3 protein-coding genes and 2 pseudogenes are annotated in these 4,618 nt (G+C 58.7%); 4 read left to right on the top strand and 1 reads right to left on the bottom strand.

Annotated features, from left to right (window positions below):
• Positions 1-11: 11 nt before the first annotated feature.
• A pseudogene (locus A3A5_RS38460) lies at positions 12-224 on the bottom strand (DDE-type integrase/transposase/recombinase); the annotation flags it as partial.
• 743 nt (positions 225-967) lie between these two features.
• On the opposite strand from A3A5_RS38460, the gene A3A5_RS38455 reads away from it, so the two are divergent.
• The 4 genes and pseudogenes from A3A5_RS38455 to A3A5_RS44720 form a co-directional block, all read left to right on the top strand.
• Positions 968-2,020 (top strand): type IV toxin-antitoxin system AbiEi family antitoxin, encoded by a 1,053-nt coding sequence (locus A3A5_RS38455; protein WP_018310987.1) that lies wholly within the window; start codon positions 968-970, stop codon positions 2,018-2,020.
• On the top strand, positions 2,001-2,870 hold the full coding sequence (locus tag A3A5_RS38450) for a nucleotidyl transferase AbiEii/AbiGii toxin family protein (RefSeq protein ID WP_018310986.1): 870 nt from the start codon (positions 2,001-2,003) through the stop codon (positions 2,868-2,870). The genes A3A5_RS38455 and A3A5_RS38450 overlap by 20 nt, the downstream gene beginning before the upstream one ends.
• A gap of 170 nt (positions 2,871-3,040) precedes the next feature.
• Positions 3,041-3,391 carry a hypothetical protein gene (locus tag A3A5_RS38445; RefSeq protein ID WP_018310985.1) on the top strand — a complete coding sequence of 117 codons (351 nt, stop codon included), beginning with the start codon at positions 3,041-3,043 and terminating at the stop codon, positions 3,389-3,391.
• Positions 3,372-4,357, top strand: a pseudogene (locus A3A5_RS44720) (ISKra4 family transposase); the annotation flags it as partial. The gene A3A5_RS38445 and the pseudogene A3A5_RS44720, both read left to right, overlap by 20 nt.
• Between the last annotated feature and the right edge of the window lie 261 nt (positions 4,358-4,618).

Genomic DNA, 4,618 nt, shown 5'->3' with positions numbered 1-4,618 from the left:
AGGATACCTCATCAAGCAGACAGGACGGCCTCCCAGACTGCGGGCGCAGTGGTATCTTTGAGGTCGAGCTTCGCGAGGCCGAATTGGCCCTTGCGAATCCGATGTACCAACTCAATACCAGAGAGAGTGATCGCTGCGTTCCTGAAACGTTTGAAGCCGAGCATGACTTTCGTCCGGGACTTGATGTTGCGGTGGTCCTGCTCGACCAGATTATTGAGATATTTCGAGGCTGAGGAACCCGCGGCAATGTGTTGATCCGCCGCGAGACGATGCACAACCGCCTTCACAATGGGCACATTTCTGCCGACACTACGGATGCTGACAAACAGCCACGTGCGCGTTGCAGGGAGTCTTGAGCTCGGGCAAGACCTGATCAGTCCCGCAGTTGACGCGGCTTGCGTGACGCTGGCGGGCTGTCCAATTTTGGAAGCAAGGGCTGAGATTTTTGGCTTGCTTCGTCACCACTTGGATGACCCAAACTCGGGCAGTTGCATAGGCGAGGGTGACCTACCGTTTTGCTGCCGGCGTTGGCAAGAAGGCCTCCTTGCAGGAATTCGAGCGCGAGCGGGCCAGCGTCACCGAGCGCTGCGCGGGATCGGTCGGGAGCGCACCCCGCACCAAAAGGCCGAGCAGGCCTCACGCGGGAGCGGGCGGTACAAGAAAGGGAGCAGGGGGGACGGGGATTTGTCGATTGCACACGGGGCGACGCAATAAGCTGGTGGACAAGCGATGCCGGGAGCTTATGGGTATTTTGTCCGGGGCGGCCGCGCTCCTTGCACACATGATGTACTTGCCACATCGGCGAACAGCGCAGAGCGTCGGCTACCTGGAACCATATGGGGAAGGAATGTTCAATACTTAATATTGTTCATGCTTCACGAACCCTATGACAAATTGAACGAAATGCTGTTCAGTGCTAGACTTCGTTCAGATTGAATGAACAAACTAGAATTCTGAACACACGGGCATGACTGAGAAAGCAACGCGCGACACGATCAATATGGCTTTGGCGGCACTTCGTCGGTCTGCCGGCTTGGAAGGCCAATTTCAGCGCGCGAACGCGGACGATGCAACCGCCACCGATGGCCACATTGTGCTGACTCGGCACAACGTCTGCCGTCGCTATGAAGTCGAATGGAAGAGTTCGATCAGAAGCGCGACTGCACTGACCCTCGCACGCGCCAAATCGGCCGGGCGCGGTCCTCGGCTTCTTGTTACGCAGTACCTCACTCCGTATCTTGCAAATCAGTGCAAAGAAATCGGGTTGCAGTTCATCGACACGGCTGGCAATGCACACATTGACGCGGACGACCTCTATATATTTGTCAGTGGCCAGCGTCCCGATGAAGCATCGACCCCGGTGAGGATGCACGGGGGAGGAAATCCCACGGCGCAACGGATGATCTTCGCGCTGCTTTGCCGGCCTTCGCTATTGCAGGCCTCTTATCGAGAGATTGCCCAAGCTAGCGGCATCGCACTCGGCTCGGTGGGCAGCGTGTTCAATGAACTAGCCGAGCGCGGGTGGTTGGTGGAGGCGGCTACGGCGGCACGTCGGCGCCTGACGGCACCCGATCGGTTGCTCGACGAATGGGTCGCCAACTATCCGACCATACTCCGGCCGCGACTGCACGCTCGGCGTTTCGCAGCGCCGCATCCCGATTGGTGGCAGGACACGTCGCTCGCAGAATTGAAAAATGTCTACTGGGGCGGGGAAGTCGCAGCCGAGAAGATGACGGCCTATCTCAGACCCGAGACCCAGACGCTATATGTGGTACCAGGGCACATGGCACAAAGCGTGAAGCAGCTCGTGCAAACGCATCGACTCCGTCCGCATACAAACGGCCCCATTGAGATCCTTGATGCGTTTTGGGAGCCTCAAAGTAGCAACACAAAGCGGTCAGAGCTTGCCCCGGCCGTATTGGTCTATGCGGATCTCATGGCGAGCCTCAGTTCCCGGAACCTGGAAGTTGCAGCGAAAATCCGCAAAGAAGAACTTCAACATGTTCTCGATCAATTCTGACCGGCCGCTCGACCCGACCACTGTGGCCATTCTCCGCGCGGTCGATGGTGTCACCAAAGCACGGGGCCTGACATACTTCGTGGTGGGAGCCACGGCAAGAGATATCCTTCTGATCCATGTTCATGGTCTTAGAGCCACCCGAGCGACCAAGGACGTTGATTTTGCACTTGCAGTCGAGAACTGGGCTCACTTTGACGAGATCCGGGACGAGCTAAGTCGGATCGAAGGTTTTCGGGTATCGGGTGACATCCAGCACCGCCTTTACTATCAGATTGCCGATCAGCCTCCCTACCCACTAGACCTCGTGCCGTTCGGTGGGGTAGCGACGCCTGAACACCGCGTTGGTTGGCCTCCCGACATGAAGATATTCATGAACGTGGCGGGATATCCAGAAGTTGCGGAGGCTGCGGAACAGGTCGAAGTGGCGGACGGGCTCGTCGTCAATGTGGCCTCGCTTTCTGGACTCGCCTTGCTCAAACTTTTCGCATGGCAAGATAGGTGGGGTGAAAGCACGAAAGACGCGGATGATTTGCTGACCTTGATGCGAGCCTATACCGACGCAGGCAACTTTGACCGCATCTTCGAGCTAGGTGACAACCTGCTTACGGAATTAGGTTACGACACTGACGACGCGGGGGCATTACTTCTCGGGAAAGACATTGCGACACTGGCCCACCCTGACACCTATGCCCAGTGCGTCAGGATCCTAGAGACCCCCGATCTGCTTGATCGATTGTCCATCCACATGGCACGGACAAGGGCCAACGTGGACGAAGCTATGGAGTTGGCCGCACGTACGCTCAAGTTGTTTAGGAGAGGGCTTAACTCAGCCAACCAGATGCCCGAGTAGGGAGCGGTCCACATTTACTAGCCAAGCAGGAATGCGGGCGCTGCAGCGGGGGAGCCCGGTCTGGTGCTCTGCCGATGCCGCTCAGCACCGGAAAGGAGACCGCGCCAAAGCAACGGGGGCATACGACCGGGCCACTGCTGAGAGGACAATGAGGCACCTACAATGCGCGCATGGTTCCCGATCCGGCGCCGGCGACCTCCGTCCTGCAACTTCGAATTGCTCTGCGCGGCCTGAGCCCGCCGGTTTTGCGACGCGTCCTCGTTCCAGAGCACTTGACGCTCGGACAATTGCACAATGTCATCCAGGTAGTCATCGGCTGGGCCAAAAGCATCTGCGCACGTTCAGCATTCGTGGCAGGCGTTACGGCGAAGCGCATGAGGGCGTTCTCTACCGCGGCAAACGAACTGTCACTGACTGCGTTTCGTCTCCGCGAACACGAAGGCTTCGTCTATGTGTATGACTTCAACGCGTGGTGGCGCCACGAGATACGGCGACGCCCCCACCTTCAGTCCGGTCGCTAAATGCTTGCCTGAGCGGGTCAGTCAGAACTGCAGTATCTCGAGGTCAAGTTTGCAGCGTTGATGTCGTATGGCCTGACCGTCAACGTCTTGCAGGAAGTGTTGCCGCTCGATCATGTGCTGGCAGCCAGCTCAATTCGGCACCAGGTCACCACGCTCGGTTGCCGGCCGGAAGCCGAACAGATCACCGACGCACGGCAGCAGGCGGAGGTGGCCGCCAGTGTCGGTCTGCCCGAGATCCCGGAGTCCAGTCCGGTCCGCGCGGTCGGTATTGACGGCGACTACATTCGGAGGGCCGGCCACCGGCGCCACGACGGCTGGTTTCAAGTGATCGTCGGGAAGTCAATGCGCGATCAGGATGCCGGCCATAGTTTTGCCTATGCACAAGCTGGAGCGCCGACCGGCCGATCGTATGTGGAACTGCCTGCTGCGAGAAGGTGTGCAACCCAGTCAGCCGGTCACGTTCCTGTCGGACGGCGGGGATACCGTACGGTTTGCCCAACTCGGCTTTGGTGACCGCGGTGAGTAGGTTCTCGATTGGTTCCACATCGCCATGCGGGGACAGAACCTCGAACAGATGATCAAGGGCAGGTCGGCACACTGCGACGGCCCTAGTAACGCCGCCTTGATCAAGGCGCTGCATGGCGCCAAGTGACACCTGTGGCATGGCTGCCCCCATCCGGCGTTGCGCCGACTGGAAAGCCTGAGCTGGGATCTGGAGAAGCTGAGGCCAGCCCCGAGGAGACCAAACTCCTTGGCAAGCTCGAGGAGTTCATTGTCTACCTCGCCAACAACCGGCACTTCATCGTGAACTACGGTGACCGCTATCGGCATGGGGAGCCCATTGCATCAGGTTTTGTCGAGTCGGCCGTCAACCAGGTGGTCAGCAAGCGATTCGTCAAACGGCAGCAGATGGCTTGGCGGCCTCGGTACGTGCACAACCTGCTGCAAATCCGGACCGCCGTGCTCATGTGAACGGCTGTCTAAAACCGGCACTAAACGGCGGCGTAGCTTAAAGATGCGGAGCAACTCCTGTATTGCAGGACTGTCCCGAGGTCTTCTGATTCGATATTGAAGGTTGTCACCGGGCGCGTCGGAACGAGCCCGCAGGGCGAGTGCAGACGCGCCCGGTGACGGGCATTCCGCAAGGTGGTGACGTCGGAGTTGGGATGCGGTAAAAAGGTCGGATTTACCGCCGAAAAGAAACAGGCACGACACCGCTCCAAACCG

The organism is Cupriavidus sp. UYPR2.512, assembly GCF_000379565.1.
GTDB lineage: Bacteria > Pseudomonadota > Gammaproteobacteria > Burkholderiales > Burkholderiaceae > Cupriavidus.
The sequence above is the reverse complement of the archived record's forward strand: the minus strand, read 5'-3'. Positions and strand labels throughout refer to the sequence as shown.

Bases quoted from the DNA above. Each gene is read 5' to 3' on its own strand.
- A3A5_RS38445 (WP_018310985.1), top strand. From the start codon at position 3,041: ATGGTTCCCGATCCGGCGCCGGCGACCTCCGTCCTGCAACTTCGAATT.
- A3A5_RS38455 (WP_018310987.1), top strand. From the start codon at position 968: ATGACTGAGAAAGCAACGCGCGACACGATCAATATGGCTTTGGCGGCA.
- A3A5_RS38450 (WP_018310986.1), top strand. From the start codon at position 2,001: ATGTTCTCGATCAATTCTGACCGGCCGCTCGACCCGACCACTGTGGCC.